A 26,167-nucleotide genomic window follows, 5' to 3' on the forward strand; every position below is an offset into this window, starting at 1 on the left:
TTCCCTGCGTTTCTTCTCTGGTCAAATACCCTTGGGGGTCCGGGGGCAAAGCCCCCGGCGGATCGGCGGGCCGCAGGCGCGCCGATTCACTTTGCTTCAGTCCAGGTACTCAAAACAGACGGTCAGGGTGCCGTCATTGTCCGCCAACTCCGCGTCGCCCTCGTTGATGCGGAACGCGATCTGGCCGACGTTCATGTTGAACACGCCGGACTGGCTGACGGCACCGTGAAAGCGTGTCCAGTCCATGACCTGCGCCTGCCCTGCGGCCTCAAACCGGACCAGCAGCGCACCGAACCGGGCGTCGGAAAAGGGGCGGGGATCGGTCCGGGTGGCAAGGACTGTGGCGTCAGGGCCGCCGTGGCCTTGGGTGCCAGCGGGCGTCAGGGCGGGGTCCACCGACCAAAAGCCGCTGCTGCGCACGCCCTGAACCTGCCCCGCCGGGACGGTCATCACCTGCCAGCCCGCGCCCGCGTTGATGTCATGGCAGACATCGGCGGCCAGGGCCGGGCTGGCCAGCAGGGCGGTCAGCGCCAGCGCCCTCATGCCAGATGGTCCACCACGTTCAGATGCTGGGCAAGGGTCTGGACCTCATCCAACCAGCGCGCCACCAGTTTCGGGTCCGAAGGTGCGGCGCTGACACCGGCAGGGACGGCGCGGTCCAGCACTGCCTCGACCGCCAGCGACACCGGGATCGACACCAGCCGGGCCATGGCGCTGCTGCGCGCATCGCCCCATGCGTCCATCATATAGGTCTTGTGATAGACCGGGGTGCCGTCCTTTTCCGCCTCCAGCGCGACGCACAGGACAACGCGGTCCGGTTCATCGGTGTCATAGGCGTTCTCTTCCAGCAGTTTGTCGGCGATCTCTTGCAGGCGGGCGTCTGTGGCGGTGCCTGCCTCGGCAAAGATGTCCTTCCACGCCTCTGCCCAGCCGTTCAGGCGCAGGGTGCCGCGCACGAAATTCTTGACCTTCCATGTCTCTTCAAACCCGTAATCCGCCATGAAGGGCAGGCTGTCGCGGTTCGGGTAGACCTCAAAGCTCTCGGCGCTGGGCAGCGGCGCGTCGTAGCGCGACAGCGCATCCCATGGGCGGTCCACGTTCAATTCGCTGAAGTGGCGGATCGACCGTGAGGGGGATTTCAGCGCCTTGAGCACGCCGACCGGCGCCCAGCTGAATTTATAGCGAAAGGCGTTGGGGATTTTCGGCACGCCGCCGCAGTATGAGGTGAACGACAGCGCGTTGTCTGCGTCAAAACCGTTTGAGGCGCGGTAGTCCGCCACCAGCCAATGGGCCATCAGGTGGTCGATGCCGGGATCAAGGCCGACCTCGTTGATCAGGCGCGCGTCGGACTGTTTGGCGCGGGCGTCCAGCGCGCGCATCTCCGGCGAGATATAGCTGGACGAGACAAACTGCGCGCCCTTGTCCAGCGCCAGTTCCGCCAGCGGGACGTGCCAGTCGCCCGGCAGCATCGAGACGATCACATCGCCCGGTTTCAGCACTGCGGCCAGCGCGTCGCGGTCAAAGGGATGGATGTCGTCGGTCAGATCGCCGACGGCCTCACGGGCCTTGGCCTCTGTCCGGTTCCAGACCGTGACGGGGTGGCCGTTTTCGATCAGCCGTCGCAGGCCGGGCACCGCCGACAGGCCGGTGCCGCACCAATGGATGGTCATATCGCGTCCTTTGGTTTGTGTTTCAGGTAGGTTTCATGCGCCCGTCCCCAGACGCCGGTCTCAAGATCATCCAGCTTTAGCAGGTGGGGCAGCAGTTGCTGTGCGAAATCCTGCGAGGATTCGCGCGGCAGCAGCGAGGGCAGGTTGTCGATGGCCATGATGTCCAGCGGCGGCGCGTCGTTGACGCGGGCCACCGGCGCGGACCATGTGGTGGCCGCATGGTACAGCGGGATCGGGTTGAACGGGCTGTCCGGGTCGCAGGCGATGTCACCGATCACCCGCAGGGCGCGCTCTGCCAGACAGGCCTCTGGCGGGACAAAGATCGGCACGCCTTCGGTGGCGAGGATACAGTTGAGAAAGATCCCGTGGTCGAGGATTTCCGGGAAAGGCGCGCCGCGCGCGGTTTCTGCCATGTCCCAGGCGGTGACCGGCAGGTCCAGTTCGGTGCACAGATCGCGGGCGCCGGTGCCGACGCGGCCCTTGGCGCCGATCACGATGACAGAGGCGCGCGGCACCGTGTCCAGCGCGGCGCGCAGGGCGTCCTTCAGTTCATCCGCGTCGTCCCATGTGGAGACCGGCGGGCAGATCTTGCCGTCACCCTGCGCGGCCCAGGCCAGCAGCGACACCGCCGCCCCGGCATAGCCCGCCCAATAGCCAAAGGCAGCAACGCGGCGGCCTTTGTCATCCACGAGGTATTCCAGATCATAGAGCGATCCGCCCCCCGCGGCGAAGCGTTTGAGCAGCCGCGCGCCTGCGGTCTGGCCCTTGTAGGCGTGGCCGAACATGATGTGGCGGTGGATCAGCGGGGTGTCCGCCTCGGGCAGTTCCTTGAGGCCAAGGATGATGGCGTCGCGGGGCGCGTCGGGCCATGACCCCTTGGGTGCAATTTCGGCGCCCGCATCGGCAAAGGGCTGCGGGAGCAGGATGCGTTTCGGGCAATCCTCGACCGTGACGCGAAAGCCGTGTTTGACAAGGGCGGCCACGCCGTCGGGCGTGATGCCGGTGCGTTCCTCATTGAGGCGGCTTTCCGCCCGGATCCACAGATGGGTCATTGTCGCTTCCTGATCTTTGCGGGCCTGATCCTTGCGGGGCAGAGAACCTGCGCGCGGGCGGGGGTGCAAGCAGTTTTCCGAGAGGGCCGGGTTAATGGGGCCGGGTTACAGGTGGCTGCGGGCGTGTTGCCGTTCGGGGGTGTCGAGGTGGGGCAGTGAGTTGAACTGGGTCATGGCCAACCCGGTGGACAGCGGCTGTATCCGGTGCAGGGAGCTGTTCTCGATGGCAAGGCAGAGATGCGCCATGGCCTTTACCTCCAGCTCCAGAATCACCCGCATCGCCATGCCGATCAGACCGCCCGAGGTGACGACAATGGCGCGGCCCTCGCCGGCGGCGATTTCGGTCAGGGCGTCGGTCACGCGGCTCTCGAAGCTGGTCCAGCTTTCCGGCGCGTTCTGGATGTCGCCATCGCGCCAGTGGGCCAGCAGTTGCGGCAGGTGCTGGATGAATTCCTCACGGTCGCCGGGGATGGCGATGCCGTGCTGCGCCTGCATCAGTTGCGCCATGTCGAAATAGGCCAGTTCGTTCAGCCGCGCGTCCTGCACCGGCGCGGCAAGGCTGTCCGGGGCGATGCCTTCAAGCGTCTCGACGTGCCTGCGCAGGGTGCCGCAATAGGCGCGGGCGAATTTCTCACCCGTCTGCTGAAAGTACCCGCCCAGCCAGCGCGCCTGCTGCCAGCCCAGATCGCTGAGCCGGTCATAGCTGTCTTCGTCGCGGGCGCTGGAATTGGCCTGTCCGTGGCGGACGAGAGTGATGAATGACATGCCGGTCTCCGCTGCTGTGCCCGGCGCTGATACGCCGGGGCCGGGCAGAGGAAAAGGGTCAGTCGGGTCGTTCGAGGGATATTGACGGATCGTAGGTAAAGACCTGGGTGTGCAAGTCCTTGCTGATCTCGGGGGCAAAGGAGCTGACGAAATCGGTCATGTCCCAGCGCATGACCTGATCGGTGTCCGGGTCGATGTAGACGGTGTTGAGCGCGCCGAACCACGCGCCGCCCATGCTGTCGTCCGGATCGGTCTTGGTGAAATAGGAAACGACCTCATAGGTGTTGCCGTCCAGATCGAGGGCGCCGGGACAGGCCGTGTCGGTCAGATTGGCGACCATCTGCGCCATCTGCTTGCGCTGGAATGCCTCGCGGTCGGGCGGCAACTGGTTGGGGGCCTTGGTCCACGGGCCTGTCAGGTCGGGACCGATCCAGCTGTCGCTGTCGATGACCAGTGTATAGGTGCCGCCGCCCTTGATGCCGGAGACGCTGCGCGCCGGGGTGTCCCAGATGGTGTCAAAGACGTAGCGCACCGTGCCGTCGGGGGCTGTCACCGTGTTGACAAGCCGGTGTGGCGGGCGCTGGAACGCGTCCAGTGCGCCGCCCTCCTGCATCATCGCCGCGATGCGGTCGTGGCAAGCGGCATCCTGCGCCTGTGCCTGAGCGGACAGGGCAAGGGGCAAAATCATCAGGCAAGCGGCGGTGCGGGTGGCAAGCGGGGACATGGGGGGACTCCTGTACGGCGGGTTTGAACCGATCCTAGCGGCAACGGGGCGGCGTGGGCAAATGCCGGAGCGCCACGGCGGCCCCTGCAAAGCTGTTGCCCACTACTGGCAAATCCCGCCGCAGGCCGCTAAATAGGGCCAAAGACCAGAGGAAAAGACGTGAAAGACAAGGCTGGACATCGAGTGACCCGCGACGGCATCCGCATCCACACGCCCGCAGATTTTGCGGGTATGCACAAGGCGGGCCGCCTTGCCGCGCAACTGTTGGACGAGGTGGCAGAGCTTGTCTCGCCGGGCCAGACCACGGGCGCAATCGACGCCTATGTCGAACGCCGCGTGACCGAAGAGGGGGCCACATCGGCCACCATCGGCTACAAGGGTTACAAGCACGCCACCTGCATCAGCGTCAATCACGTCGTGTGCCACGGCATCCCCGGCGACAAGACGCTGAAGGATGGCGACATTCTGAATATCGATGTGACCGTCATTGTCGACGGATGGTTTGGCGACACCAGCCGGATGTATGTCGCGGGCAAGCTGAGCCGCAAGACAGAGCGCCTGCTGCAGGTCACCCACGATTCGCTGATGAAGGGGATCGAGGCGGTCAAGCCGGGCAATACCTTTGGCGACATCGGCTATGCGATCCAAAGCTTTGTCGAGGCCAACCGCATGTCGGTGGTGCGCGATTTCTGCGGTCACGGGCTGGGCACGGTGTTCCACGCGCCGCCGAACGTGCTGCACTATGGCCGCCAAGGCACCGGGCCAGTGCTGGAAGAGGGCATGTTCTTTACCATTGAGCCGATGGTGAATCTGGGCCGCCCGGAAACCAAGGTGCTTGCCGATGACTGGACAGCGGTGACGCGGGACAAATCGCTGTCGGCGCAGTTCGAGCATTCCGTCGGCGTGACGGCGGACGGGGCCGAGATCTTTACCCTGTCGCCTGCGGGGACGTTCCACCCGACGTATTGAGACAGGCGGCGCTGTGTGCGGGCATGCGCGCCGGTGCTAGTCGGGTTCGCGTCAAGCGCTGGCGGTGCGCGCCGCGCTGCGCGACAGCGCTGCGATAAGGTCCGTCCGTGTGACGATGCCAACGATTTTTCCGTGTTCGAGGACGGGCACGGCATCGGTATCCCCGTCCGCCATCATCGGCAGCAAGGCCCCGATGGGGGTGTGGGTCGTGGCGCGGGGACCGGCAACGCTCATGATATTGGCGGCGTTCATCGGTTTTTCGCGGTCGCGATCCAGCAGCCGACGAAGCGCGGCCCCAAACCGCCGATCCAGACGCTGCGCGTCGTCCCGTGCCATGCCGATGAGGTGGATCTGAAAGATGACGCCCAGAAACCTTGAATCCGAACCGACGACAGGCAGGGACGTGAACCGATGCCTCCGGATCAGATCCGCGATCTCATTCAGCGCCGTCTCTGGCCTGACTGTGATGAGGTTATGGGACATGATGTCCTGTGCGGTCAGCGGCCCAGAGGCATGGGTGGCGGCCTGAAGTTCTGCCGCGCCGATCAGCCGGGCCAGATCCTCGACACCCAGGTTGAAGGACTGGCTGTAGCGCTCGAGGATGTTTGTCAGTTCTGCTTCGGACAGGCCCAGACGTTCCGTTGGGTTGCGGTCTTCTGTCCCGTGTTTGCTGGGATCGTCGAACTGCCGGAACGGATAATGCCGCCCGGTGAGCCGCGCATAAACCGTGGCTAGCAGGACAAGGGTGATGGTCCCGGTGGCAATGGGCGCCAGGGCGTACCAGAAACCCAGTTGCGCCACGGCATCGGGGGACATGGCCGCCGTCATGGCAACCGCACCCGCCGGAGGATGGATGGCACGGCACTGGATCGTTGCGGTGATGGCGAGGCCGACGGCCAGCGCGATCCGCAAGGCGGGGTCTGTCACCACAAGGCACACGGCCACCCCCACGAGCGCCGCAACCGTATTGCCGACTATCGCGGACCAGGGTTGTGCCAATGGGCTGTTCGGCACGGCGAATAGCAGGACAGAAGTCGCCCCGAACGGCGCCACAAGGTAAAGCCCCAATTGTGGATCGACCTGCGGCGACAGCACAAACAGGCCCGTCAGCCCCAGTCCGATCAGGGCGCCAAGCCCGGCCCGCATGGCCTCGATGCCCGAAACGCGGGCAACGGCGGGGCCGAGTGATTTCAGAATGAGCAATTGCGCGCCTCCGTGCCGGATTCGCGCAAACTTTCATCGGTTTGTGAAAAGTGCAACCTGCCGACGGTCCAATGCGTCCTGCCTGACGGTGGCGGTTTCGGGGCGGCGCGCGTGGTCAGGCCAGCGCGCCGCCCTGCATTGGTCAGCGTCCGGGTGTCACCACTGCCACAGCGCCGGGACAAAGCGATAGGCGTCGCCATCGCGGGCAATATGGCCGACGCCGGGGAAGGGGAAGTGGTAGCCCAGCACCGCCATCCGGTCCGCTGCCGCCATGTCCAGCAGGCGTTTGCGGGTGGCCACCGTCTGGTCCGCGTCCATGTCAAAGCCGCTGACCCACTCGGGGCGGGCGGTGCTCATCCAGGCGTGGTTCATGCTGTCGCCGAGGGCGATCAACTGCTTGCCGCCGGACTCGATCACCACCGACATGTGGCCCAGGGTGTGACCGGGGGTGTCGATCACCCGGACGCCGGGCACGATCTCTGTGCCGTCGTTCATCAGCGACCACTCGGCCCCGTCCACGTTCAACGAATTCACCGCGCCGACGACAAACTGCTGCATGTCGGTCGAAACCTGGTTCACCAGGTCGTCCTGTAGCCAGAAATCGCGCTCTGTTCCGCCGATGTAATAGGCCGCGTCGGGAAAGATCGCCTCATCGAAATCATCGCGGATGCCCCAGATGTGATCCGGGTGGGCGTGGGTGATGACCACATGGGTGATCGCGCCCGCGTCGATGCCCGCACTGTCGAGGTTGTCCAGCAGGCGGCCAGAGGTCGGTTGGAACCGATTGCCAGAGCCGACATCAACCAGAACGGTCGCGTCGCCGGTTTCGATCACTAGATGGTTGGTGTGGGAATAGTTGACCTCGGTCGACAGGAAATAGCTTTCCAGAAAGGCGGTGACCTCTGCCGGGTCGGCGTTCACGCCCAGCCCGTTGGCGGGCACCTCCAGATGGCCGTCAGAGACCACGGTCAGCACCACGTCTCCCAGTTGGAACCGGAAATGCGCCGGATTGGCCGCAGCGGGACCGCCCAACGTCTGCGCGCGGGCCTTTGTGGCGGCCAGCGCGGGCAGGGCCAGCGCCGGGGCGGTGGCCGCAAGGCTCAGGATTTCGCGGCGCGAGGGGCGAAAGATGGACATGGTAACCTCCCAGTCATTCATGGATTTGAATAGGAAGATATCACCCAAAGGCGAAAATTCCAGTGCAATACGTCCAGAGGAAAACCCGGACCGAAATTCCGCGCGGTTCTGGAAAATTGTTTTTTACCATATGGTTAAATCGTGATCTGCGGCATTTTCTCGCTGTCGTGCCGTTGCAGGCCGCCGATCCGCCCCGTATGTCAGGGCCGTCGCCGCATTGCGGCATGACCCGATCCGTAAAGGAGATCGCTATGACACATCCCTTTCGCACTGCCGCGCTGGTGCTGACCGCCAGCCTGTTGGGCAGCACCGCCATCGCTCAGGACGTGACCCTGCGCTTTCAGCATTTCGTCTCGCCGAACTCGGCCAACCCCAAGCATTTCATCGAACCCTGGGCCGAAAAGGTCGAGGCGGAGTCGGATGGCCGCATCAAGGTCGAGATCTATCCGTTCATGCAGTTGGGAGGCAGCGCGCCGGATCAGTTCGACCTGATCCAGGACGGGGTGATTGACGGTGGCTGGGTGATCCCCGGCTACCAAGCGGGCCGCTTTCCCGAGGCAGAGGTGCTGGAATTGCCGTTCATGGTGACAAAATCCGCCGAAGAGGCGTCGATTGCCGCGTGGCATTTCACGCAGAAATACCTCGCCGATGATTTTGCGAATGTGCACCTGATCGCGGCGCACATGCACGGGCGCGGGTTGGTTCACAAGACGGGACCGGCGGTGGAGACGGTTGAGGATTTTGGCGGGCTCAAGCTGCGCGGCCCGTCGCGGCCTGCCACGCTGTTGCTGGAGAAGCTGGGGGCAGAGCCGGTCGGACTGCCGGTGCCCGCCTTCCCGGACGCCTTGGCCAAGGGCGTGGTCGATGGCGGTGTGATCACATGGGAAATGTCGCCCTCGCTCAAGCTGGATGAGCTGACGGACAGCCACACGGATGTTGCGGGCGACCATTCGCTCTACAACCTCTATTTCATCTGGGCAATGAACAAGGACGTTTATGAGGGTCTGCCCGACGACCTGCGCGCGGTGATTGACGCGAACTCTGGCCTGATGGCCTCGGCATGGGCGGGGCGCGCGCATGACACCGGCGACGCCGAGGGCAAATTGGTGATGGAGGCCGCAGGCAACCAGATCGCCACGCTGTCCGATGTGGAAACCGACCGGATCAAGGCGCTGGGCGAGGAGGTGATTGCCGAGTGGATCGCCGAGAAGACGGACAAGGGCCTGCCCGCCGCTGAGTTGGTCGAGGATGCCCGCGCGATGATGGCCGCCGCCGCAAAGGCTGACGGTTCCTGAGCGCACCCGCGCCCCGGCCTTGCGCCGGGGCCTCCCGCCGTTAGCCCTGCGCGCGCAGCAAGGTCACATGCGTGTCGCCGTAGCGGCGCGTTTCCAACACATTGAAACCCGCAGGTGCCTCCTGCGGGCTTTGTTCTTCCCAGACCACCAGCGCCTCTGGTGCGATCCAGCCCGAGGCCCGCGCCGAGGTCAGGGCGTGGCCGCCCAGACCCTTGCCATAGGGCGGGTCGAGAAAGATCAGCCCGCAGGGGGTGTCCGCAGCAGGCAGGCGGGTGGCGGTAAGGGAGATGAGTTTCGTCCGGTCGCCACAGCCCAGCGTGCGGATGTTGTCCCGGATCAGCTTGCCCGCAACGCGCCCGTCATCGACAAAGGTCATATGTGCCGCGCCACGCGACAGCGCCTCCAACCCCAATGCGCCGGTGCCTGCAAACAGGTCCAGCCCCTGCACGCCGTCAAACGGATCACCAAAGCGCCCGCCCGCCAGCATGTTGAACAGGGCCTCGCGCACGCGGTCCGTGGTTGGGCGCAGATGCGCGCCCGCGTCGCCCTTGCCAACCGCCGCCAGCCGCCGCCCGCGCCAATCCCCCGCGATGATCCTCACGCCTTGAGCAAGGCTTTGAGGTCCATGTCCGGGTTGGCCACGGCCTCTGGTGCCGGGCTTTTGCCCGCTTCGATCAGGCGTTTGCCGACCATGTAGGCGCGGGCGTCGTTGATCGCGTCCACCGCCAGCAGGCGGTCGCCGCCATAGTACCAATGGGAGCGGGCGGTGCCGTCCTCGCGCACCACAACCCGGTCATGACCCGCGTTCAGCCCGGCGATTTGCAGTTTCACGTCGTATTGATCCGACCAGAACCAAGGGGTGGCGGTATAGTCGCGGTTCGCGCCCATGATGTTGTCGGCCACCAGTTCCCCCATGTCGATGGCGTTGCCGACGGATTCCAGCCGCATGCGGGCGGCGCGTTGCGGAAAGCTGGCGCAGTCGCCCGCCGCCCAGATTGCCGGGTCGCTGGTCTGCCCGTGCGCGTTGACCGCGATGCCATTGTCGATTTCCAGCCCGCAGCCCTCGGCCAAGGCGGTGGCGGGGGTGATGCCGACGCCGACGATCACCATGTCGACCGCCAGCGTGGTGCCATCCGCCAGTTCCGCGCCGGTCACATGGCTGTCGCCGATCAGGCGTGTCAGCCCGGTGCCTTCGCGCAGGTCGACGCCGTGCGATTTGTGCAGGTCACGGAACCAGGCGGAGGTTTCCGGCGCTGCGACCCGTTGCAGGATGCGCTCTGCCGCCTCGACCAGGGTCACGGTCAGGCCCAGCTTGGCGCAGACCGCCGCCGCCTCGAGCCCGATGTAGCCGCCGCCGACGATCAGCACGCGCTTGCCCGAGGTGCAGGCGGGGACCATGTCATCGACGTCCTTCAACGTGCGGACAACATGCACGCCGTCCAATGCGCCGCCGATGGCGGCGGGCAGGCGGCGCGGCACCGATCCGGTACACAGCACGCAATGGTCATAGGGAATGGACGCGCCCCCGGCGATGACCTGTTTGGCCCCCCGGTCGATGGCGGTGACGGTCTCCGAGAGATGCAGGTCAATCCCGTTTTCGGCATAATAAGCCTCGGGGCGCAGGTAGAGGCGCTCCAGCTCCATCTCGCCCAGCAGGTAGGCCTTGGACAGCGGCGGGCGCTGGTAGGGGACGGACGGTTCTTCGCCGATCAGGGTGATCTTGCCCTCGTGCCCCTTGGACCGCAGCCGCGCCACCAAAGAGGCCGCCGCCTGTCCCGCGCCGATCACAACAACGTCGCTCATTTCGCCCTCACCCGGTTTTCATTCTTCGCGGACAAACTACAGTCTGTCCTTGGGAACGCAATTCCAAGGAGCGACAGGAACATGACGATTTCAGAAGGCGACAGCCTGCCAGAGGCCACTCTGGCGCGTATGGGCGACAACGGCCCCGAACAGGTGGCATTGAGCGATCTGACCAAGGGCCGCAAGGTGGTGATCTTTGGCCTACCGGGCGCCTATACCGGCACCTGCACCAGTGCCCATGTGCCGAGTTTTATCCGCACGCGCGCGGGGTTTGCCGACAAAGGCGTCGATGAGGTCATTTGCCTGTCGGTCAACGACCCGTTTGTGATGGCCGCATGGGGCGATGCGACGGGGGCCACGGACGCGGGGATCACCATGCTGGGCGACCCGGCGTCGGAGTTCACGAAGGCGATAGGCCTTGCGTTCACCGCGCCGCCGGCCGGGTTTTATGACCGGTCCAAGCGGTATGCGATGATGGTCGACGACGGCACCGTGCGGGTGCTGCATCTGGAGGAAAGCCCAGGCGTGTGTGAGACCTCGGGCGGTGAGGCGCTGCTGGCCGCGATCTGAGGCGCATCGCGGAAAGGCAGGAGAGGGGGGGGACCGTCATGCCAAAGGCATGCTTGCAGCATCACCCCCTCGGCCTGCGGCCTCACCCCCGGGATATTTTTGGCCAGAAGACGCCGTGTGCGGTTCAGAGGCTGTCCAGCTTGCGCGCCAGTTTGGCGTCCAATGCAGACAGGCCGCCGACGTCATGGGTGCTGAGGGTGACCTCTACCGTCTTGTAGACGTTGAACCATTCCGGGTGGTGGTCCCATTTCTCGGCCCAGAGGGCGGCGCGGGTCATCCATGCAAAGGCCTGGGTGAAGTCCTCGAACTCAAAGGTCTTGGCAATCGCATCGCGGCCCTCGACCATGGACCAGCCATTGTCCAGCAGCGGGGCGAGTACCGTCTTGCGGGCGGTGTCTGACAGTTTCTCGGTCATTCTTGTTCCTCCTGTCTGTCCTTGCGGAAAGGGCCGTAGGCGGTGAGTATTTCGATGTCCTCATCCACCGCCCGACGTTCGGCTTGCAGATACTTGGCGACGGCATCGGCAAAGCCGGGATTGCCGATCCAGTGCAGCGAATGTGTCGGGCGCGGCAGGTAGCCGCGCGCCAGTTTGTGTTCGCCTTGCGCGCCCGCCTCGACCGAGGCCAGCCCCTGCGCGATGGCAAAGTCGATGGCCTGATAATAGCATGCCTCGAAGTGCAAGCAGGGGTGATCCTCGGTGCAGCCCCAGTAGCGGCCGAACAGCGCGTCGCGGCCGATGAAGTTCAACGCGCCCGCAACGTAGTGTCCATCGCGCGCGCACATGACCAGTGCAATGTCGTCCCGCAGATGGTCCTGCGCGAGGTCGAAAAAGGCCCGTGTCAGGTAGGGCGTGCCCCATTTGCGGCTGCCGGTGTCCTGATAGAAGACCCAGAAGGCCTGCCAGTGTTCGGGGCGGATCTGATCCCCGGTCAGGACTTCGATGGTGCCGCCAAAGGCCTGCGCGCGGGCGCGTTCCTTGCGGATGGACTTGCGTTTGCGGGAGCTGAGGCTGGCAAGGAAAGCGTCGAAATCGGCGTAGCCGTGGTTTTGCCAGTGGAACTGTTGCGTGGTGCGCCGCATCAGGCCGATCTGTTCGCCCGCGATGGCCTCACCTTCGGTGCAGAAGGTGGCGTGAACCGAGGACAGGTCATTGTCGGAGGCGATCTGCACCGCGCCCTGAATGAGCGCCGACAGGCCTGTCACCTCAAACCCCGGTTTGGTGAGAAAGCGCCGCCCGGTGGCGGGCGTGAAGGGCACCGCGATCTGTAGTTTGGGGTAGTAGTCGCCGCCTGCCTGTTCCAGGGCATGTGCCCAGTTGTGGTCAAAGATATATTCGCCCTGACTGTGCGATTTCACATAGAGGGGCGCGACGGCGATGGTTTCGCCGTCTGCCTCGACCCGCAAGTAGCGCGGATCCCAGCCGGTGCCGGGGCCCACGGAACCGCTGTCCTCCAGCGCCTTGAGAAAGCGGTGCGTGGTAAAGGGATCGTCCGGGCGTCCGCCGTCCGCCGCCTCGGGGCAGGCGCAGGCATCCCAGACCTCGGGCGCGATTTGCGACAGCGAGGTCAGGACGTCGATGGTGACTGTGGGGGTCGGGCGCTGATCCGTCATGGCACCTGTCAATCTGGCATCGCGCGCGCGGCGATCAAGCGGTGTACCCTTCAAAGGTGACATTCTCGGCGATGCGCCGCGCCTTTGCCTCTTCCGCGGGCGAGCGGATCGTCCAGCACAACACATGCAATCCGCGCGCCTTTTGGGTGGCCACATGCGGGCTGTCCAGATCGTGGTGGTCGTGGGAAATAAAGCTGGCCCCCATTTCGGCCAATCCCGGCATGGTGCGCAGATGGTCGCGGATTTCGGCGGGCACGGTCGGGTAATCGTCGGCAGTAGAGGCGCAGGTGGTCAAACCGCGCGGGCGGTCCGGGCAGAGCCGGGCCATTTCCGCTGCCGAATGCGGGTTGAAGGACATGAAGGCGACAGGCCCGCCATACCCTGCCACGGCCCCGGCCACCGCCTGTTCGAGCGGGCCGATATTCGGCCCCATGCGCCCGTCCTGATCCTTCAGTTCGACCAGCACGGGGACGGCACCGCCGACAGTCTCCAGCACCTCGGCCAATGTCGGCACGCCCTCGTCGCCGCCGATCAGGGTCAGTTGCGCAAGATCGGCGGCATCGCGCTGCTGTATCGGGCCGTTGGACCCGGTCAGACGGCCCAGCGCATAGTCGTGAAAGACCATCGCCTGATCGTCCTTTGAGCGCTGGACGTCAATCTCGATGCCGTACCCGGCATCGACCGCGGCCCGGATGGCGGCGCGCGAGTTTTCAGGGCGGCCCGCGCCGTGCAGGGCGCGGTGCGCAATCGGGCGGTCCAGAAAAACCGGCGGCAGCGGTGTCATCAGGCGATCTCGAAGATGCCTTCGATCTCGACCGCGACGCCCAGCGGCAGCGCGCCTGCCGACACGGCAGAGCGTGAATGCCGCCCCGCATCGCCCAGAACCTCGACCAGCGTGTCGCTGGCGCCGTTCACCACCTTGGGCTGGTCTGCGAAATCGGGGGTGGAGTTGACGAAGCCGGTCAGTTTGACCACGCGTTTGAGGCGGCTGAGATCCCCGCCGCACGCAGCCTTGGCCTGCGTCAGCAGGCTCAACGCGCAGGTCTTGGCGGCGGCAGCGCCTTCTTCGACGGTCAGGTCGGCGCCGATCTTGCCGGTGATGAGACCGTCGGCGTTCATGCTGATCTGCCCCGACACGAAGACAAGATTGCCGACAATGACATACGGCACATAATTCGCTGCGGGCGCCGGGGCGTCCGGCAGGGTGAGGCCGAGTTCGGCGAGGCGGGCGTCAATGGCGTTGGACATGGTGTGCTCCCTTGGATTTGGCGTCACGCTAACGGCGGGCAGGCAGACGTGCAAGCGCCCTCGGCCCTACGGAGGACCGCGGTTTTGGCCGCCGGGTCCTTGCGTTTCTTCTCTGGCCAAATACCCATGTTGCTGGGGCCGATCGACGCGCATCGGAGCACGGGGGCACCCGATCTGGTCCGGGGCTATCCGCGCCGCAAAACGGGACGTGCCGCCTGCCAGCGCCCAGCGCGTCAATCCGCCTGTTTGCCCAGCTTTTTCTTTTTCTTCAGCTCGGCCAGCTTTGCCTTGATCGCCCCCTTGCGGCGGTTCTGAAAGGCGGTGATCAGTGGCAGGGACACATAATAGGCAATGGTTCCGGCCACGATGCCGGGAATGATGCCGCCGATCATGTAGGGAAAGAACACCTCATCGTAGAAGATGCTCAAGTGGTTCCAATCGGCCCTGTCCGGGGTGAAAAGCGCATAGAAATTGTCCCACAGATCTTCGCCCGCCTTGACGAATTTCTTGCCGATGCTGCCGTGGTCCTCGCTCCCCCTCAGTCCGAGCAAGGCATAGCCGGACTTCATCGCGACGACACCGATCGGCACATAGGTCAAAGGATTGCCAAAGAAGGTGGACAGGATCGCGGCCAGAATGTTGCCGCGCATGATCCAGGCCAGAATGGCCGCAAACACAAAGTGAAACCCGTAGAACGGCGTGAAGGTGGTAAAGACCCCGGCAAAAATGCCGCGGGCAATTCTTTCGGGCGGGTCTGGCAGGCGGTTCAGGCGCAACTGGACATAGCGCGCAGCCCGTCCCCAGCCGCCACGCGGCCAGAGCACTTCGAGCACGATCCGGCCCAATGGCCGTCTGTCGCGTCGCTTGAAGACCAAACTGTGCCTTTCTGCCTATTCTGCCGCTTCGGCTGCGGCCCCAGGTGCCGTTTCCAGCGCCGGATCCCGCCGCCGTTCGACCGAGGCGACATTGCTTTCTGCCTCAAGGTTGGAAATCAGTGAGTGCAGGTGTTCCGCATCCCTGAGGTCTACATCCATCATCAAACGGTAATAATCCGGTTTACGGTCTATGAAGTTCAGATCAGAGATATTGGCCCGCGTTTCACCAATCAATGTGCAAATGCGTCCCAGGACCCCGGCATCGTTGCCAATCGTCAGGTCCAGCGACACGGTGTAGACCGCCGGGTGTTTGCCCTCGGCCCAATGCAGGTCAAGCCAGCGGTCGGGCTGGTCCTCGTGGCGGGCCATGGCGGCGCAGTCGATGGCGTGAACCGCGACCCCCTTGCCGCGATGGGCCAGGCCGACAATGCGTTCGCCCGGCAGCGGCTGACAGCAGCGCGCGCGCTCAAAGCCCTGCCCGTGTTCCAGGCCGACAACCGCCTTTTTCAGCTCGATCTCGCCGCCGTCGCGGATCGCGAGGTTGGGATAGACCGCCTCGACCACCTCGGAAGAGGTCAGCTCGGCGCTGCCCAGCCGGGCCAGCAGGGTTTCGGTATCTTCCAGCCGCAAGGTCGCCGCCGCCTTTTCCAGCACCTTGTCGGTGGCTTTCTTGCCGCGTGCCTCGAACGCGGCGCGGGCCAGTTCATGGCCCAGCTTGGCATAGCGTTCCTTGTTGGCCTCACGCAGGGCGCGCCGGATCGCGGCCTTGGCCTTGCCGGTTGTGGCCATGTCCAGCCATGTGGCCTGCGGGGCCTGCCCCTCGGCGATGATGATCTCGACCGACTGGCCGTTCTTCAGCCGGGTCCACAGCGGCACCCGGATGCCGTCAACCTTGGCGCCGACGCATTTGGACCCGATCCGCGTGTGTATCGCATAGGCATAGTCGATCGGTGTCGCCCCGCGCGGCAATTTGACCACGTCGCCCTGCGGCGTGAAGCAGAACACCTTGTCGGAATACATCTCCAGCTTGACCGCCTCCATGAAGGCGTCGTGATCTTCTTCGGCGTCCAGCTGTTCGGTGACCGATGTGATCCACTTGGCGGGGTCCACAGCAAAGCGGTTTTCCGCCCGCACCCCGTCGCGATAGGACCAATGCGCGGCCACGCCGGTCTCTGCGACCTCGTGCATTTCGCGGGTGCGGATCTGCACCTCGACCCGTTTGCCATCGCGGCCCGACACGGTGGTGTGGATCGAGCGATAACCGTTGGTCTTGGGCTGGCTGATGTAGTCCTTGAACCGGCCCGGCACCGCGCGCCAGCGCTGGTGGATGGCGCCCAGCGCGCCGTAACAGTCGGATTCGGACCGGGTGATCACGCGAAAGCCATAGATATCGGACAGCCGGGAAAAGCCGATCTTCTTTTCCTGCATCTTGCGCCAGATCGAATAGGGCTTTTTTGCGCGGCCAAAGACCTCGGCCTCGACCCCGGCCTTTTCCAGCTCGTGCCGCATGTCAGAGGTGATCCGCTGCACAACGTCGCCGGTTTCGCGTTGCAGGGTGATGAAACGACGGATGATGCTGTCGCGGCCCTTGGGGTTGAGCACGCGAAAGGCGTGATCCTCCAGTTCCTCGCGCATCCACTGCATACCCATACGTCCGGCCAGCGGCGCAAAGATATCCATCGTCTCGCGCGCCTTTTGCACCTGCTTTTCAGGCTTCATGGCGCGGATCGTGCGCATGTTGTGCAGCCGGTCGGCCAGCTTCACAAGGATCACGCGCAGGTCCTTGGACATGGCCATGAACAGCTTGCGAAAGTTTTCCGCCTGCTTGGTCTCGGAACTGGAAAGCTGGAGGTTGGTCAGCTTGGTGACGCCATCGACCAGGTCGGCAACCTCGCGCCCGAATCGCTCTTTGACCTCGGCGTAGGTCGACCGCGTGTCTTCGATGGTGTCGTGCAGCAGCGCAGTCACGATGGTGGCGTCGTCAAGCTGTTGCTCGGTCAGGATCGCCGCCACCGCCACCGGGTGGCTGAAATAGGGCTCGCCCGACTTGCGGGACTGCCCGTCATGCATCTCGCGGCCATACTCATAGGCCGCGAGGATCAACTTCGCGTTGGTCTTGGGGTTGTAGGTGCGAACGAGGTCAACGAGGTCTTCTGCCGAGATCATGTCACCTCACCGCCGCCGAACCGGGATCAGCCCTGGCCCTGCGCCTCCATCAGCGCGCGCAGCAGCTTTTCTTCGGACATGTCGTCCTCTTGGGGCTTGTCCGCCTCGGTGCCCATGAGCAACGCCATGGCATCCTCTTCGGGCTCGTCCACCTCGATCTGGGTCTGGTTCGACTCGATCAGGCGTTCGCGCAGTTCATCGGCGGACTGGGTCTCTTCGGCAATCTCGCGCAGGGCGACAACCGGGTTCTTGTCGTTGTCACGATCCACCGTGATGGCGGCACCGGCTGCAACCTCGCGCGCACGATGTGCGGCCAGCATCACCAGTTCGAACCGGTTCGGGACCTTGTCAACGCAATCTTCTACCGTCACGCGGGCCATAGAGTGCTCCGTTTCCTGTCTTGAGGGTCTCAGAAAGACTTGACATAACGCGCGACCCAAGGATTGACAAGGGCAATACCCCAGGCCGTGCGGATCAGATTGGCCGTACTTCGGCGCGATCCTGCCGGGGCAGGGCGGCCAGCATTTGCGCCACCGTGTCCCCGGTCAGCGGGTGACGCCAGTGCGCCGCGATATCGGCCAGTGGCACCAGGACAAACACCCTGTCCTGCATCCTTGGATGCGGCAGGATCAGACGGTCAGGGGTGTTGCGGCTTTGTGCCTCAGGGGGCAGCGTGCGCCACCGGGTCTGGGTGCCCTGATCCGGTCGCACCGCATCGCCCGCCGCCAACAGATCAAGGTCGAGCGACCGGCTGGCCCAGCGTTGCAGCCGTTCTCGGCCGAAATCCGCCTCGATCCGGTGCAGGACGGGCAGCAGGGATTCGGGGCTGTCCGGCCCGGTGACGGCAGCGCAGGCATTGACATAGTCCGGTCCCGCTCCGGCAGGAAAGCACGGTGTCGCGTAAAAGCGGCTAAGCCGACGCAGACGCACCCCGGCGGCGTTCAGCGCGGCCACGGCAGAGGCCAGGGTCTCTCCGCGTCCGCCCGCCTCTGAGCCAAGGTTGGACCCCAGCGCGATAAGGAATTCTTGCTCCATTTGACCCAACGTACTATTCTTCTGAGACTTGCCCGCGCCTTGCGAAGCGCGGGAAAAAACATAATCTACTTCGACGCGTTCGCCACCACACTCACACTCACGGATCAGGCGGACCGATTGGACGAAAGGAAATTTTATGTTCTACAAGGACGAACGGCTTGCGCTGTTCATTGATGGCTCGAATCTTTACGCCGCCGCCAAAGCTCTCGGTTTCGATATCGACTACAAGCTGCTTCGGCAGGAGTTTGCGCGTCGCGGCAAAATGGTCCGGGCCTTCTACTATACAGCGCTACTGGAAAATGACGAGTATTCGCCGATCCGCCCGCTTGTGGACTGGTTACACTACAACGGCTTCACCATGGTGACAAAGCCCGCGAAGGAATACACCGACAGTCAGGGCCGCCGCAAGGTGAAGGGGAACATGGATATCGAACTGACGGTCGATGCCATGGAACTGGCGCCACGCGTCGATCACATCGTGCTGTTCTCCGGCGACGGCGACTTCCGCCCTCTGGTCGAAAGCCTGCAACGTCAGGGCGTGCGCGTATCGGTTGTGTCGACCATCCGGTCGCAGCCGCCGATGATCGCGGACGAACTGCGCCGCCAGGCCGACAACTTCATCGAACTGGATGAACTGCGGGAGGTCATTGGCCGCCCGCCGCGCGACGTTCAGGTCGAGCGCAACTTTGAAGTCGCTGCCACTGGCAAGTGATCCCGGATGCGCCTGCCCTCGGTGGTGGGCGCGTCTTGCGATTGGTGTCCCGACCTTCACTCGGGTCGGGCACCGACCGTCTTTGGCGCCTCGGACAAAGGCGCTGCACCCTTTACCTCGCGCTGCACGGCCACTAGGTCTGCGTTGAACAGTTGAGGAAAGGTGCCCTGATGTCCTCCCCCCTTCCACCACTCACCCTGCTGCTGGCCGCGCCGCGCGGATTTTGTGCGGGTGTGGATCGTGCGATCAAGATCGTCGAGATGGCGCTCGATAAATGGGGTGCGCCCGTCTACGTCCGGCATGAGATTGTGCACAACAAATACGTCGTCGACGATCTGCGTGCCAAGGGCGCGGTGTTTGTCGAAGAGCTGGAGGATTGCCCGGACGACCGCCCGGTGATCTTTTCCGCCCATGGCGTCCCCAAGGCCGTCCCGGCAGAGGCGGCACGGCGCGAGATGGTCTATGTCGACGCCACCTGCCCGCTGGTGTCCAAGGTCCATATCGAGGCGGCGCGCCACTCTGAAAACGGCCTGCAGATGATCATGATCGGCCACGCCGGGCACCCTGAAACGGTTGGCACCATGGGGCAATTGCCCGAGGGTGAGGTGCTGTTGGTCGAGACGGTCGATGACGTCGCCGATGTGCAGGTGCGTGACCCCGAGCAACTGGCCTTTGTGACCCAGACCACGCTGTCGGTGGACGACACCGCCGGGATTGTCGCGGCGCTTCAGGCGCGGTTTCCCGCCATCGTCGGCCCCCACAAAGAGGACATCTGCTACGCCACCACCAACCGGCAAGAGGCGGTCAAGGTCATCGCCCCGCGTGCCGATGCGCTGCTGGTGGTGGGCGCGCCCAATTCGTCCAACTCCAGACGGTTGGTCGAGGTCGGTCGCCGCGCGGGCTGTCCCTATGCGCAACTGGTGCAGCGCGCCACGGACATCGACTGGCGGGCACTGGACGGCATCACCTCGGTTGCCATTACCGCCGGGGCCTCTGCGCCGCAGGTTTTGATCGACGAGGTGATCGACGCCTTTCGCGCCCACTATGACGTGACGGTTGACGTGGTGGAAACCGCAAGGGAAAACGTGGAGTTCAAGGTGCCGCGCGTGTTGCGCGTCCCCGCATAGGGCTGGCCGCCATCGTGTGATGGCCTACCTCAACCGCGACCTGACACAACCGGCCCGCACCAGATGACCCAAATCCCCCGTTCCGCCCTGATCCTCGGCCTTGCCGGCGTGGTGCCCTTTGTCTGGGGCGCGCTGACACTCCTGTTGCCCGGCCTGTTCGACTGGGGGCTGGCCACCTTCGGCCCGCGCTTTGTCGGCCCCTATGTGCAACTCTTCTACGGGGCCGTGATCCTGTCGTTCATGTCCGGCGTGCTCTGGGGGTTTGCGACCAAGGCAGAGGGCCGACAGGCCGCGACCGGCTATGCGCTGTCGACCCTGCCCGCGCTCTGGGCCTTTTTCACCACGGGCGGCGGCGAAGCGCGCGCCGCGATGAACCTGATTGTCGGCTTTCTGGCGCTGCTCTTGTTGGATTATGCCTTTGCGCGCTGGGGGCTGGCGCCGCGTTGGTGGATGTACCTGCGGTTGCTGTTGACCGGGCTGGTGGTTGCCTGCCTTGCGGTCATCGTACTGGTCTGACGACAACACCGCTCTTGCGAAACCGCCGCGAAAAGGCGAGACCACGCGCCATGACCGATCCTGAAACCATCCGCCTCTATGATGCCCGCGCCAAGGATTACGCCAGCGTGACCGAGGGCAACGGGCCTGACGCCACATTGCGCGCCTTTCTCGCCGCCCTGCCGCCTAACGCGCGCGTGCTGGACCTTGGCTGCGGGCCGGGCCGCTCTGCCGGGATCCTCGCCGCCGCCGGGCATACGGTCGAGGCATGGGATGCCTCCGAGGGGATGGTGGCATTGGCCTCCAAACAGCCCGGCGTCACCGCGCGACTGGCGGATTTCAACGCCCTTACAGCCCAGTCCGCCTATGATGCGATCTGGGCCAACTTCAGCCTGCTGCACGCCCCGCGCGCCGACATGCCCCGGCACCTGGCCGCGATCCGACACGCTCTGAAGCCCGGCGGATTGGCGCATGTCGCCGTCAAGGAAGGCACGGGCAGCCAGCGCGATACCCTAGGCCGCCTCTACACCTATTACACCGAACCCGAACTGTCCTTGCTGCTCACGCAGGCCGACCTCACCCCCGGCCCGTTCCGGCACGGAGAGGGCATGGGCCTCGACAAGGTCATGGCCCCCTGGATCTCGGTGACCGCCCATGCCTGAGCTTTTCGCCTATACGGACGGCGCCTGTTCCGGCAATCCGGGCCCCGGTGGTTGGGGCGCGCTGCTGCACGCCAAGACCGGCGACGAAATCGTCAAGACGCGCGAACTCAGCGGCGGCGAGGCGCAGACCACCAACAACCGGATGGAACTGCTGGCCGCGATCAACGCGCTGGAATCGCTCAGCCGCGCCTCCCACATCACGGTCGTGACCGACAGCGCCTACGTCAAGAACGGCGTCACCAGCTGGATCCATGGATGGAAGCGCAACGGCTGGAAAACCTCCGCCAAGAAGCCGGTCAAGAACGTCGACCTCTGGCAACGCCTGGAAGAGGCGCAAAAGCGCCACACCGTCACCTGGGAATGGGTCAAGGGCCACGCTGGCCATCCGGAAAACGAACGCGCCGATGAACTTGCCCGCGCCGGCATGGCCCCGTTCAAGAAATGACCCCGCTTGTCCTGCTCGACTATGCGGCGGTGCTGGTCTTTGCACTGACTGGCGCGCTGGTGGCCAGCCGCGCCCAGCTGGATATCGTGGGCTTTGCCTTTCTCGCCGGGGTGACAGGCCTCGGCGGCGGCACCCTGCGCGACGTGCTGCTGGACCGCCCGCCGATCTGGGTCGCCGACCAGACCTACCTCGGCGTCGTCACCGGTGCGGCGGTGCTGGTCTTTTTCACCGCGCACCTGCTGGAAAGCCGGATGAAGGCGATCCTCTGGCTGGACGCCTTCGCACTGGGCGTCGCCGTGGCGGCCGGGGCCGGCTTGGCGCAAAGGCTCGGCCAGCCGCCCGCAGTGGTTCTGGTCATGGGCATCGCCACCGGCTGCGCCGGGGGGCTGGCGCGCGACGTGGTCGCCAACGAGGTGCCGCTGGTGCTGAAACAAGGCGAACTCTATGTCACCTGCGCGTTGGCGGGCTCGCTGACCACGGTGCTGGCGGTGGGGGTGGGCGCAGCACCGGCGATAGCCGCGGCGCTGACGGCACTTGTCACTATTGGACTGCGCGCCGGATCACTGGCGCTGGGTTGGCGGCTGCCAGTCTACAAACCCCGCCCTCCCCGCGTCTGACATCCGGCACACCGAGCCCCCTGTTTCTTCTGTCTGAAAATATCCCGGGGAGCGCGAGGGGCTGGCCCCTCGCACCCGTCCTTCAGGGCGCGCCGCTACTGCAAGTCGGCAAACGCCGCCTGCATCCGCGCCACGGCCTCCGCCACCCGCGCGCGCGGAGTGGCGAAATTGAACCGCAGGTAGCGCTCGCCACCATAGCCAAAGGTCGGCCCGTGGTTCACCGCGATCTTCGCCTCGCGCTCGACGCGGCGGGTGAATTCCTCGCGTTCCATCCCGGTGCCGGCGAAATCCACCCAGCCCAGATAGGTCGCCTCCATCGGCATCGACTGGACACCCGGAATGGCATTGACCCCCTCGTCGAACAGCCGCCGGTTGCCATCCAGATACTGCACCAATTCATCGACCCAGGCCGCCCCTTCGGGCGAACAGGCGGCGGTTGCCATCACAAGGCCGAATGAATTGGGCGACATGCCCATGGCCGCCATCGCCTTGGCAAAGCGCGCCCGCAACGCGTCGTCAGGGATGATCACGTTGCCGATATGGGCACCCGCGATGTTAAAGGTCTTGGTGGTGGCCGACATCATCACCAGACGGTCCATGATGTCGGGGGCGGCGACCGCCATCGGCACATGCGTGTGCCCCGGCATCACCAGGTCGTTGTGAATCTCGTCCGAGATCAGCAGCAGGTCATGGCGTTCGGCAAAACTGCCCACCGCCTGCAATTCTGCCTTGGACCAGACACGTCCGCCGGGATTATGGGGGGAACACAGGATCACCATCTTTTCGTCGCCGGTCATCAGCGCGTCATACTCGTCCACATCCATGACGTAGCGCCCGTTCTCCAGCACCAGCGGGCATTCCACCACCTTGCGGCCCATGGCGCGGATCACCCGCGCAAAGGCGTGATAGACCGGCGTGAACAGGACCACGCTGTCCTCCGGCTCGGTGTAGGCTTGCAGGCACATGGAAATGCCGTTCACCAGACCATGGGTGGAAAAGATCCACTCCGGCGCCACCTGCCATCCGTGCCGTTCTGACGCCCACCAGCGGATCGCATCCAGATAGGACCGATCATCGCCGTAGTAGCCATAGATCCCGTGATCGACCATGCCCTGCAACGCCTGCGATATACAGTCGGGCGCGCGGAAATCCATGTCAGCCACCCACATGGCCAGCCCGTCCTCGGGTGACACGTCATAGCGCGCCTCCATCATGTCCCACTTCATGGCATGGGTGCCGACGCGGTCGATCACTTCGTCAAAACGGCTCATTTCCTGACCTCTATCTGGTTTTCGAAGCGGCACGCTACTGGTCTGGCCGCCAAGGGCAAGGGCACATGCTTGCCTAAACCGCGCGCGGCGCTTAAATCAGCGCCATGAAACGGCCCATCCTCATCCACCCCGATCCTCGCCTGAAGAAGCACTGTGATCCCGTCGACGATTTGTCGGACGATTTGCGCGTGCTTGCGGACGACATGCTGGAAACCATGTATGCCGCGCCCGGCATCGGCCTTGCGGCCCCGCAGGTCGGGGTGATGTCGCGGCTGATCGTGCTGGATTGCGTGAAATCCGACAGCGAAGAGGCGTCGCGCCCGCTGGTCATGTTCAACCCCAGGGTTCTGGCCAGTTCGGATGAACGCAACGTCTACGAAGAGGGCTGCCTGTCGATCCCCGATCAATACGCCGATGTCGAACGCCCCAAGATCGTCGACGTGGAATGGATTGACCGCGACGGCAAGCTGCAGTCAGAGACCTTTGACGGTCTCTGGGCGACCTGTGTGCAGCATGAGATCGACCACCTCGAAGGGACGCTGTTCATCGACTACCTCAAACCGCTGCGGCGGCAGTTGATCACCCGCAAGATGGTCAAACTGAAAAAAGAACGCGCGCGGGAACGGGCATGAGCCTGCTGCCGATCCTGAAATGGCCCGACCCGCGCCTGGCGCAGGTCTGCACTCCGGTGGTCGACCCGGCAGCGGTTGAGCAACTGGTCACCGATATGTTCGAGACCATGTATGCCGCGCCGGGCCGGGGTCTTGCCGCGCCGCAGATCGGCGTGATGGCGCGTCTGTTTGTCATGGATGCGGGCTGGAAAGAGGGTGACATGACCCCGCTTGCCTGCCTCGATCCAAGGATCACCCTGACCACCGATGCCACCGCGACAGCGACCGAAGGGTGCCTGTCCGTGCCGGGCGTCACCGCCGATGTGACCCGCCCCGCCGAGATCACGCTGACCTTTACCGACCTGACCGGCACGGCGCAGGAGGTGACCCTGACCGGCGCTGCGGCGACCATCGCCCAGCACGAGCTGGATCATCTGGACGGCATCATGCATTTCGACCGGATTGACCCGGCGGCGCGGGACACCCTGCTGGCGGATTACGCAAAGGGGCAGGGCGTATGACCAAACGGCCCTTTGTCCCTTGGCCGGACAAACGCCTGCGCACCGCCGCCGCGCCGGTCCCCGAGATCACCGATGACATCCACACCATCTGGCAGGACATGGTCGACACGATGGAGGCGATGCCCGGCGTCGGCCTTGCCGCGCCGCAGATCGGCGTAATGCTGCGCCTCGCAGTCGTCGATGCCTCTGACGAACGGGGCAAGGCAATCCTGATGGCCAACCCGGTCATCCTGCATGCTTCGGTCGAGTTTCGCGATCACGAAGAAGCCAGTCCGAATCTGCCTGGTGTTCATGCAAAGATTTCGCGCCCGCGTGCGGTGACGGTCACGTACCTGGATCATCAGGGCGTGAAGGTGCGCAAGGATCTGGTCGGCCTCTGGGCGACCTCGGTCCAGCACCAGATCGACCATCTCCAAGGGCGGATGTATTTCGACAGACTCAGCAAGATCAAACGCGACATGCTGCTCAGAAAGGCCCGAAAACTGGGCTGAGTCAGGCTTGGCTGCTGATGTCCGCACACCCGCCGCCTGCCATCCGGGGTTTGGCCCGGGACCTCTGGCATCCGGTCAGTTCCAGTCAAAGCCTCTTCTGCCCGGCTGCGACCTGCGGTAAGACCCCGGCAATCAGGACAAGGGAGTTTTCACATGCGCGTCATCTTCATGGGCACCCCCGACTTCTCTGTCCCCGTGCTGAACGCGCTGGTCGCGGCAGGGCACGATATCGCCTGTGTCTACTGCCAACCGCCGCGCCCGGCAGGCCGGGGCAAAAAGGACCGGGCCACGCCGGTCCAGGCCTGGGCCGAGGCACTGGGCCTGCCGGTCCGCCATCCGACCAGCCTCAAATCCCCTGCCGAACAACAGGCTTTCGCAGACCTCGATGCCGACATCGCCGTCGTCGTCGCCTACGGGCTGATCCTGCCCCAGGCCATCCTCGACGCCCCCTCCCGGGGCTGCCTCAACATCCACGCCTCTCTCCTGCCGCGCTGGCGCGGGGCGGCTCCGATCCACCGCGCGATCATGGCGGGGGATGCGGAAACCGGCATCTGCATCATGCGGATGGAGGCCGGTCTGGATACCGGCCCGGTCCTGCTGCGCGAGGCCACGCCGATCGGTGCAACCGAAACCACCGGCGACCTGCACGACCGCCTCAGCGCGCTGGGGGCGCAGCTGATCGTCACGGCGCTGGACAGGATCGACACGCTCACACCGGAAACGCAACCCAAGGACGGCGTCACCTACGCCGCCAAGATCGACAAATCCGAGGCCGCAATCGACTGGACCCATCCCGCGGCAGATGTCTCGCGCCAGATCCGCGGACTGTCGCCTTTCCCCGGTGCCTGGACCACGCACTCGGGCGACCGCATCAAGCTGCTGGGCGCGGATGCGGCGACAGGACAGGGTGCGCCCGGCACGCTGCTGGACGACAAGTTCACCGTCGCCTGCGGCAAGAACGCCCTGCGCGTCACCCGCGCCCAGCGGGCGGGCAAAGGTGCACAGGACGCCGCAACCTTTCTAAACGGTTTTCCACTGCCGCCCGGCACCCGCCTGGGCGACTGACCCGCCGCCAGCGCGCGACAAGGCCGC

General features: G+C 64.8%; 31 protein-coding genes. 13 read left to right on the forward strand and 18 right to left on the reverse strand.

From position 1 onward, the window contains the following. Positions 1-96: 96 nt before the first annotated feature. The 5 genes from CHB90_RS17480 to CHB90_RS17500 form a co-directional block, all read right to left on the reverse strand. A complete protein-coding gene (locus CHB90_RS17480; protein WP_089279144.1) occupies positions 97-543 on the reverse strand; it encodes a hypothetical protein in 447 nt (148 codons plus the stop codon). Continuing rightward, positions 540-1,670, reverse strand: coding sequence for a saccharopine dehydrogenase family protein (locus CHB90_RS17485; protein WP_089279145.1), 1,131 nt, complete (start codon positions 1,668-1,670; stop codon positions 540-542). The genes CHB90_RS17480 and CHB90_RS17485 overlap by 4 nt, the downstream gene beginning before the upstream one ends. Further along, positions 1,667-2,722, reverse strand: coding sequence for a saccharopine dehydrogenase (locus CHB90_RS17490; RefSeq protein WP_089279146.1), 1,056 nt, complete (start codon positions 2,720-2,722; stop codon positions 1,667-1,669). Before CHB90_RS17490 ends, CHB90_RS17485 begins: the two co-directional genes overlap by 4 nt. 105 nt (positions 2,723-2,827) lie before the next feature. Continuing rightward, positions 2,828-3,487, reverse strand: coding sequence for a histidine phosphatase family protein (locus tag CHB90_RS17495; protein WP_089279147.1), 660 nt, complete (start codon positions 3,485-3,487; stop codon positions 2,828-2,830). A 58-nt stretch (positions 3,488-3,545) separates the two neighbouring features. After that, on the reverse strand, positions 3,546-4,211 hold the full coding sequence (locus CHB90_RS17500; RefSeq protein ID WP_089279148.1) for a hypothetical protein: 666 nt from the start codon (positions 4,209-4,211) through the stop codon (positions 3,546-3,548). Between the two features lie 159 nt (positions 4,212-4,370). On the opposite strand from CHB90_RS17500, the gene map reads away from it, so the two are divergent. Continuing rightward, complete coding sequence (map, locus tag CHB90_RS17505) at positions 4,371-5,180, forward strand: type I methionyl aminopeptidase (protein ID WP_089279149.1); 810 nt, start codon at positions 4,371-4,373, stop codon at positions 5,178-5,180. Positions 5,181-5,231: 51 nt separating this feature from the next. On the opposite strand, the gene CHB90_RS17510 is transcribed toward map, so the two are convergent. Together CHB90_RS17510 and CHB90_RS17515 are read right to left on the reverse strand one after the other, a co-directional pair. After that, positions 5,232-6,383, reverse strand: a complete 1,152-nt coding sequence (locus CHB90_RS17510) for an HPP family protein (RefSeq protein ID WP_245823286.1) — start codon at positions 6,381-6,383, stop codon at positions 5,232-5,234. Between the two features lie 156 nt (positions 6,384-6,539). Beyond that, entirely contained in the window at positions 6,540-7,520 is a 981-nt protein-coding gene (locus tag CHB90_RS17515; protein WP_089279150.1) for an MBL fold metallo-hydrolase, read from the reverse strand. Positions 7,521-7,771: 251 nt separating this feature from the next. On the opposite strand from CHB90_RS17515, the gene CHB90_RS17520 reads away from it, so the two are divergent. Next, positions 7,772-8,815, forward strand: coding sequence for a TRAP transporter substrate-binding protein (locus CHB90_RS17520; RefSeq protein WP_089279151.1), 1,044 nt, complete (start codon positions 7,772-7,774; stop codon positions 8,813-8,815). A gap of 40 nt (positions 8,816-8,855) precedes the next feature. Here the strand turns inward: CHB90_RS17520 and rsmD are convergent, their stop codons facing one another. Both rsmD and CHB90_RS17530 read right to left on the reverse strand, forming a co-directional pair. Then, a complete protein-coding gene (rsmD, locus tag CHB90_RS17525; RefSeq protein ID WP_089279152.1) occupies positions 8,856-9,416 on the reverse strand; it encodes a 16S rRNA (guanine(966)-N(2))-methyltransferase RsmD in 561 nt (186 codons plus the stop codon). After that, entirely contained in the window at positions 9,413-10,618 is a 1,206-nt protein-coding gene (locus tag CHB90_RS17530) for an NAD(P)/FAD-dependent oxidoreductase (protein ID WP_089279153.1), read from the reverse strand. The genes rsmD and CHB90_RS17530 overlap by 4 nt, the downstream gene beginning before the upstream one ends. Before the next feature lie 81 nt (positions 10,619-10,699). On the opposite strand from CHB90_RS17530, the gene CHB90_RS17535 reads away from it, so the two are divergent. After that, positions 10,700-11,188 (forward strand): peroxiredoxin, encoded by a 489-nt coding sequence (locus CHB90_RS17535; RefSeq protein ID WP_089279154.1) that lies wholly within the window; start codon positions 10,700-10,702, stop codon positions 11,186-11,188. Positions 11,189-11,312: 124 nt separating this feature from the next. On the opposite strand, the gene CHB90_RS17540 is transcribed toward CHB90_RS17535, so the two are convergent. From CHB90_RS17540 to folK, 8 genes are all read right to left on the reverse strand, one after another. Continuing rightward, entirely contained in the window at positions 11,313-11,603 is a 291-nt protein-coding gene (locus tag CHB90_RS17540; protein ID WP_089279155.1) for a 4a-hydroxytetrahydrobiopterin dehydratase, read from the reverse strand. Next, positions 11,600-12,799, reverse strand: a complete 1,200-nt coding sequence (locus tag CHB90_RS17545) for a GNAT family N-acetyltransferase (RefSeq protein WP_089279156.1) — start codon at positions 12,797-12,799, stop codon at positions 11,600-11,602. Before CHB90_RS17545 ends, CHB90_RS17540 begins: the two co-directional genes overlap by 4 nt. Before the next feature lie 34 nt (positions 12,800-12,833). Then, the gene (locus tag CHB90_RS17550; protein ID WP_089279157.1) at positions 12,834-13,583 is read right to left on the reverse strand and encodes a glycerophosphodiester phosphodiesterase family protein; all 750 of its coding nucleotides are present in this window, start codon (positions 13,581-13,583) and stop codon (positions 12,834-12,836) included. After that, positions 13,583-14,047, reverse strand: a complete 465-nt coding sequence (locus CHB90_RS17555) for a RidA family protein (protein ID WP_089279158.1) — start codon at positions 14,045-14,047, stop codon at positions 13,583-13,585. Before CHB90_RS17555 ends, CHB90_RS17550 begins: the two co-directional genes overlap by 1 nt. A gap of 233 nt (positions 14,048-14,280) precedes the next feature. Then, positions 14,281-14,922 carry a DUF2062 domain-containing protein gene (locus CHB90_RS17560; protein WP_089279159.1) on the reverse strand — a complete coding sequence of 214 codons (642 nt, stop codon included), beginning with the start codon at positions 14,920-14,922 and terminating at the stop codon, positions 14,281-14,283. Between the two features lie 15 nt (positions 14,923-14,937). Then, complete coding sequence (locus tag CHB90_RS17565) at positions 14,938-17,088, reverse strand: RelA/SpoT family protein (RefSeq protein WP_089279160.1); 2,151 nt, start codon at positions 17,086-17,088, stop codon at positions 14,938-14,940. 26 nt (positions 17,089-17,114) lie between these two features. Further along, the gene (gene rpoZ / locus CHB90_RS17570) at positions 17,115-17,468 is read right to left on the reverse strand and encodes a DNA-directed RNA polymerase subunit omega (RefSeq protein WP_089279161.1); all 354 of its coding nucleotides are present in this window, start codon (positions 17,466-17,468) and stop codon (positions 17,115-17,117) included. A gap of 94 nt (positions 17,469-17,562) precedes the next feature. Beyond that, entirely contained in the window at positions 17,563-18,123 is a 561-nt protein-coding gene (gene folK / locus CHB90_RS17575; RefSeq protein WP_089279162.1) for a 2-amino-4-hydroxy-6-hydroxymethyldihydropteridine diphosphokinase, read from the reverse strand. Between the two features lie 136 nt (positions 18,124-18,259). Between folK and CHB90_RS17580 the strand changes: the two genes are divergently transcribed. The 6 genes from CHB90_RS17580 to CHB90_RS17605 all read left to right on the forward strand — a co-directional run bounded on the left by CHB90_RS17580 (position 18,260) and on the right by CHB90_RS17605 (position 22,181). Then, positions 18,260-18,835, forward strand: coding sequence for a LabA-like NYN domain-containing protein (locus CHB90_RS17580; protein ID WP_089279163.1), 576 nt, complete (start codon positions 18,260-18,262; stop codon positions 18,833-18,835). Positions 18,836-19,005: 170 nt separating this feature from the next. Continuing rightward, on the forward strand, positions 19,006-19,962 hold the full coding sequence (ispH, locus tag CHB90_RS17585) for a 4-hydroxy-3-methylbut-2-enyl diphosphate reductase (protein ID WP_089279164.1): 957 nt from the start codon (positions 19,006-19,008) through the stop codon (positions 19,960-19,962). A gap of 63 nt (positions 19,963-20,025) precedes the next feature. Beyond that, positions 20,026-20,478 carry a DUF3429 domain-containing protein gene (locus tag CHB90_RS17590; protein WP_089279165.1) on the forward strand — a complete coding sequence of 151 codons (453 nt, stop codon included), beginning with the start codon at positions 20,026-20,028 and terminating at the stop codon, positions 20,476-20,478. 50 nt (positions 20,479-20,528) lie between these two features. Beyond that, positions 20,529-21,119, forward strand: a complete 591-nt coding sequence (locus CHB90_RS17595) for a class I SAM-dependent methyltransferase (RefSeq protein ID WP_089279166.1) — start codon at positions 20,529-20,531, stop codon at positions 21,117-21,119. Continuing rightward, on the forward strand, positions 21,112-21,564 hold the full coding sequence (rnhA, locus tag CHB90_RS17600) for a ribonuclease HI (RefSeq protein ID WP_089279167.1): 453 nt from the start codon (positions 21,112-21,114) through the stop codon (positions 21,562-21,564). The genes CHB90_RS17595 and rnhA overlap by 8 nt, the downstream gene beginning before the upstream one ends. Then, complete coding sequence (locus tag CHB90_RS17605) at positions 21,561-22,181, forward strand: trimeric intracellular cation channel family protein (protein ID WP_089279168.1); 621 nt, start codon at positions 21,561-21,563, stop codon at positions 22,179-22,181. Before rnhA ends, CHB90_RS17605 begins: the two co-directional genes overlap by 4 nt. A gap of 95 nt (positions 22,182-22,276) precedes the next feature. Here the strand turns inward: CHB90_RS17605 and CHB90_RS17610 are convergent, their stop codons facing one another. Next, entirely contained in the window at positions 22,277-23,452 is a 1,176-nt protein-coding gene (locus CHB90_RS17610) for a MalY/PatB family protein (RefSeq protein WP_089279169.1), read from the reverse strand. Between the two features lie 104 nt (positions 23,453-23,556). On the opposite strand from CHB90_RS17610, the gene def (CHB90_RS17615) reads away from it, so the two are divergent. The 4 genes from def (CHB90_RS17615) to fmt all read left to right on the forward strand — a co-directional run bounded on the left by def (CHB90_RS17615) (position 23,557) and on the right by fmt (position 26,140). Then, a complete protein-coding gene (def, locus tag CHB90_RS17615; RefSeq protein ID WP_089279170.1) occupies positions 23,557-24,084 on the forward strand; it encodes a peptide deformylase in 528 nt (175 codons plus the stop codon). Then, positions 24,081-24,584 (forward strand): peptide deformylase, encoded by a 504-nt coding sequence (gene def, locus CHB90_RS17620; RefSeq protein WP_089279171.1) that lies wholly within the window; start codon positions 24,081-24,083, stop codon positions 24,582-24,584. The genes def (CHB90_RS17615) and def (CHB90_RS17620) overlap by 4 nt, the downstream gene beginning before the upstream one ends. Then, positions 24,581-25,075, forward strand: coding sequence for a peptide deformylase (gene def, locus CHB90_RS17625; protein WP_089279172.1), 495 nt, complete (start codon positions 24,581-24,583; stop codon positions 25,073-25,075). The genes def (CHB90_RS17620) and def (CHB90_RS17625) overlap by 4 nt, the downstream gene beginning before the upstream one ends. A gap of 153 nt (positions 25,076-25,228) precedes the next feature. Beyond that, the gene (fmt, locus tag CHB90_RS17630) at positions 25,229-26,140 is read left to right on the forward strand and encodes a methionyl-tRNA formyltransferase (protein WP_089279173.1); all 912 of its coding nucleotides are present in this window, start codon (positions 25,229-25,231) and stop codon (positions 26,138-26,140) included. Positions 26,141-26,167: the final 27 nt, after the last annotated feature.

This window comes from Antarctobacter heliothermus (assembly GCF_900188425.1).
GTDB lineage: Bacteria > Pseudomonadota > Alphaproteobacteria > Rhodobacterales > Rhodobacteraceae > Antarctobacter > Antarctobacter heliothermus.

What these genes read in the sequence shown, in the direction of transcription:
- CHB90_RS17480 (WP_089279144.1), bottom strand. Translation starts at nt 543, where the DNA reads ATGAGGGCGCTGGCGCTGACCGCCCTGCTGGCCAGCCCGGCCCTGGCC.
- CHB90_RS17485 (WP_089279145.1), bottom strand. Translation starts at nt 1,670, where the DNA reads ATGACCATCCATTGGTGCGGCACCGGCCTGTCGGCGGTGCCCGGCCTG.
- CHB90_RS17490 (WP_089279146.1), bottom strand. Translation starts at nt 2,722, where the DNA reads ATGACCCATCTGTGGATCCGGGCGGAAAGCCGCCTCAATGAGGAACGC.
- CHB90_RS17495 (WP_089279147.1), bottom strand. Translation starts at nt 3,487, where the DNA reads ATGTCATTCATCACTCTCGTCCGCCACGGACAGGCCAATTCCAGCGCC.
- CHB90_RS17500 (WP_089279148.1), bottom strand. Translation starts at nt 4,211, where the DNA reads ATGTCCCCGCTTGCCACCCGCACCGCCGCTTGCCTGATGATTTTGCCC.
- CHB90_RS17515 (WP_089279150.1), bottom strand. Translation starts at nt 7,520, where the DNA reads ATGTCCATCTTTCGCCCCTCGCGCCGCGAAATCCTGAGCCTTGCGGCC.
- CHB90_RS17520 (WP_089279151.1), top strand. Translation starts at nt 7,772, where the DNA reads ATGACACATCCCTTTCGCACTGCCGCGCTGGTGCTGACCGCCAGCCTG.
- CHB90_RS17530 (WP_089279153.1), bottom strand. Translation starts at nt 10,618, where the DNA reads ATGAGCGACGTTGTTGTGATCGGCGCGGGACAGGCGGCGGCCTCTTTG.
- CHB90_RS17535 (WP_089279154.1), top strand. Translation starts at nt 10,700, where the DNA reads ATGACGATTTCAGAAGGCGACAGCCTGCCAGAGGCCACTCTGGCGCGT.
- CHB90_RS17540 (WP_089279155.1), bottom strand. Translation starts at nt 11,603, where the DNA reads ATGACCGAGAAACTGTCAGACACCGCCCGCAAGACGGTACTCGCCCCG.
- CHB90_RS17545 (WP_089279156.1), bottom strand. Translation starts at nt 12,799, where the DNA reads ATGACGGATCAGCGCCCGACCCCCACAGTCACCATCGACGTCCTGACC.
- CHB90_RS17550 (WP_089279157.1), bottom strand. Translation starts at nt 13,583, where the DNA reads ATGACACCGCTGCCGCCGGTTTTTCTGGACCGCCCGATTGCGCACCGC.
- CHB90_RS17555 (WP_089279158.1), bottom strand. Translation starts at nt 14,047, where the DNA reads ATGTCCAACGCCATTGACGCCCGCCTCGCCGAACTCGGCCTCACCCTG.
- CHB90_RS17565 (WP_089279160.1), bottom strand. Translation starts at nt 17,088, where the DNA reads ATGATCTCGGCAGAAGACCTCGTTGACCTCGTTCGCACCTACAACCCC.
- rpoZ (WP_089279161.1), bottom strand. Translation starts at nt 17,468, where the DNA reads ATGGCCCGCGTGACGGTAGAAGATTGCGTTGACAAGGTCCCGAACCGG.
- folK (WP_089279162.1), bottom strand. Translation starts at nt 18,123, where the DNA reads ATGGAGCAAGAATTCCTTATCGCGCTGGGGTCCAACCTTGGCTCAGAG.
- CHB90_RS17580 (WP_089279163.1), top strand. Translation starts at nt 18,260, where the DNA reads ATGTTCTACAAGGACGAACGGCTTGCGCTGTTCATTGATGGCTCGAAT.
- ispH (WP_089279164.1), top strand. Translation starts at nt 19,006, where the DNA reads ATGTCCTCCCCCCTTCCACCACTCACCCTGCTGCTGGCCGCGCCGCGC.
- CHB90_RS17590 (WP_089279165.1), top strand. Translation starts at nt 20,026, where the DNA reads ATGACCCAAATCCCCCGTTCCGCCCTGATCCTCGGCCTTGCCGGCGTG.
- CHB90_RS17595 (WP_089279166.1), top strand. Translation starts at nt 20,529, where the DNA reads ATGACCGATCCTGAAACCATCCGCCTCTATGATGCCCGCGCCAAGGAT.
- rnhA (WP_089279167.1), top strand. Translation starts at nt 21,112, where the DNA reads ATGCCTGAGCTTTTCGCCTATACGGACGGCGCCTGTTCCGGCAATCCG.
- CHB90_RS17605 (WP_089279168.1), top strand. Translation starts at nt 21,561, where the DNA reads ATGACCCCGCTTGTCCTGCTCGACTATGCGGCGGTGCTGGTCTTTGCA.
- CHB90_RS17610 (WP_089279169.1), bottom strand. Translation starts at nt 23,452, where the DNA reads ATGAGCCGTTTTGACGAAGTGATCGACCGCGTCGGCACCCATGCCATG.
- def (WP_089279170.1), top strand. Translation starts at nt 23,557, where the DNA reads ATGAAACGGCCCATCCTCATCCACCCCGATCCTCGCCTGAAGAAGCAC.
- def (WP_089279171.1), top strand. Translation starts at nt 24,081, where the DNA reads ATGAGCCTGCTGCCGATCCTGAAATGGCCCGACCCGCGCCTGGCGCAG.
- def (WP_089279172.1), top strand. Translation starts at nt 24,581, where the DNA reads ATGACCAAACGGCCCTTTGTCCCTTGGCCGGACAAACGCCTGCGCACC.
- fmt (WP_089279173.1), top strand. Translation starts at nt 25,229, where the DNA reads ATGCGCGTCATCTTCATGGGCACCCCCGACTTCTCTGTCCCCGTGCTG.